The following is a 2183-nucleotide window of genomic DNA, read 5'->3' as shown; positions in this document are numbered from 1 at the left end:
TGGGCCTTGGCCTGGGCTCGTGGGGTCAGCGCCACGGCCTCCTGCTGATCCATCTGCGACCTCGGTACCGTCGAACTCAGTGGAAGAAGTGCCGGGCGCCGGTGAAGTACATCGTGATCCCGGCCTTCTCGGCGGCCTCGATCACCTCTGCGTCCCGGACGGACCCGCCCGGCTGCACCACCGCGCGCACCCCGGCCTCGGCGAGCACCTCGAGCCCGTCGGCGAACGGGAAGAACGCGTCCGACGCCGCCACGGCCCCGGTCACCCGCTCCCCCGCGCGCTGCACCGCGAGCCGGGCCGAGTCGACACGGTTGACCTGGCCCATGCCCACTCCGACGGTGGCGCCGGACTGGACCAGCAGGATGGCGTTGGACTTGACCGCCCGGCAGGCGCGCCACGCGAACAGCAGGTCGCGCAGGGTCGCCTCGTCGGCGTCGTCGCCGCACGCCTTGGTCCACCCCGCGGTCACGTCGCCGTCGGCGTCCAACGAATCGCGCTGCTGCACCAGCACGCCGCCGGAGATCTGCTTGCGCTCGAGCTCCCCCTGCGCCGGCGGGTTCGCCTCGAGGATCCGGATGTTCTTCTTCCGCTGCAGGATCTCCACGGCACCGTCCGCGTAGGAGGGCGCGATGATCACCTCGGTGAAGATCTCGGCCACCTGCTCGGCCATCTCCAGGGTCACCTCGCGGTTGGCGGCGATCACCCCGCCGAACGCGCTGACGGGGTCGCACTCGTGGGCGGCGCGGTGGGCCGCGGCGATGTCGGCGTCGATCGCGATGCCGCACGGGTTCGCGTGCTTGATGATCGCCACGCACGGCTCGGCGTGGTCGAACGCGGACCGCCAGGCGGCGTCGCCGTCGACGTAGTTGTTGTAGCTCATCTCCTTGCCGTGCAGCTGCTCGGCCTGAGCGAGTCCGGGGGCCGCGGCGGAGTCCGTGTAGAGGGCGGCGCCCTGGTGCGGGTTCTCTCCGTAGCGCAGGGTGGCGGCCAGGTCGAGACTCTGCCCCTGCCACACCGGAAAGCTCTCGTCCCCGTCCCCCGCGGGGGTCGCGGTCTGCTCCGTCATCCAGGTGGCCACCGCGACGTCGTAGGCACCGGTGTGGCGGAAGGCGGCGGCGGCGAGCCGACGGCGCTCCTCCAGCGGGAATCCGCCCGCGGCCACCGCGTCCAGGGCCTCGCCGTACCCGGCCGGGTCCACCAGCACCGCGACCGACGGGTGGTTCTTGGCCGCCGCCCGGACCATGGACGGACCACCGATGTCGATCTGCTCCACGCACGCGTCGAAGTCCGCGCCGGAGGCGACGGTGTCTGTGAAGGGATAGAGATTGACGACGACGAGCTCGAACGGACGCACACCGAGTTCCGCGACCTGCTCGAGGTGTTCCGGCTTGCGCGTGTCGGCCAGGATGCCCGCGTGCACCCGCGGGTGCAGGGTCTTCACCCGGCCCTCCAGGCATTCGGGGAACCCGGTCAGGTCCTCGACGGGCGTCACCGCGACCCCCGCGGCCGCGATGCGCTGGGCGGTGGAACCGGTTGACACGATCTCGACGTCGGCGGCCGCCAGACCCCGCGCGAGATCCTCGAGTCCGGTCTTGTCGTAGACGCTGATGAGCGCACGGCGGACGGGCCTGCGGGAGTCGGTCACGATAGGTGCACCTTTCGACCTTCGGTGTGGAGTCGGCCACGGGCGGCGGCCGCGAGGATGTCGACGAGCAGCTCGCGCTCGACGACCTTGATTCGTTCGTGGAGGGACGACTCGGTGTCGTCGGGGAGGACGTCGACCGCGCACTGGGCGATCACCGGGCCCGTGTCCACCCCGGCGTCGACCAGGTGGACGGTGCATCCCGTGACCCTCACCCCGTAGGCGAGCGCGTCCCGCACCGCGTGGGCGCCGGGGAAGGACGGCAGCAGGGCCGGATGGGTGTTGACCACGCGCCCGGCGAACTCACCGAGGAACGCCTCGCCGAGGATGCGCATGAAGCCCGCGGAGACGACCCAGTCCGGCGAGAACCCGCGCACCGCGTCCGTCAGCGCACGGTCCCAGGACGGGCGGTCGGGGTGATCGGCCGGACGGACGACCGCGGTGGGCAGTCCGGCGGCCCGGGCGCGGGTCACGGCCTCGCACTGGCGATCGGAGACCAGGCCGACCACCCGGTAGGGGCAGTCGGCCCCGTCGGACGAGT

At 72.1% G+C, this 2183-nt stretch carries 2 protein-coding genes; both read right to left on the bottom strand.

All coding sequences use genetic code 11. The features are described 5' to 3' along the window. Positions 1–76: 76 nt before the first annotated feature. The gene (gene purH, locus G6018_RS10510; RefSeq protein ID WP_179525859.1) at positions 77–1645 is read right to left on the bottom strand and encodes a bifunctional phosphoribosylaminoimidazolecarboxamide formyltransferase/IMP cyclohydrolase; all 1569 of its coding nucleotides are present in this window, start codon (positions 1643–1645) and stop codon (positions 77–79) included. After that, positions 1642–2183 (bottom strand): phosphoribosylglycinamide formyltransferase (gene purN / locus G6018_RS10505; RefSeq protein ID WP_182639557.1); only part of this gene is annotated, 542 nt, incomplete at its 5' end. The genes purN and purH, both read right to left, overlap by 4 nt.

Source organism: Dietzia sp. DQ11-44, from assembly GCF_014145205.1.
Lineage (GTDB): Bacteria > Actinomycetota > Actinomycetes > Mycobacteriales > Mycobacteriaceae > Dietzia > Dietzia natronolimnaea.
This window is presented reverse-complemented; position numbering and strand designations above follow the sequence as displayed.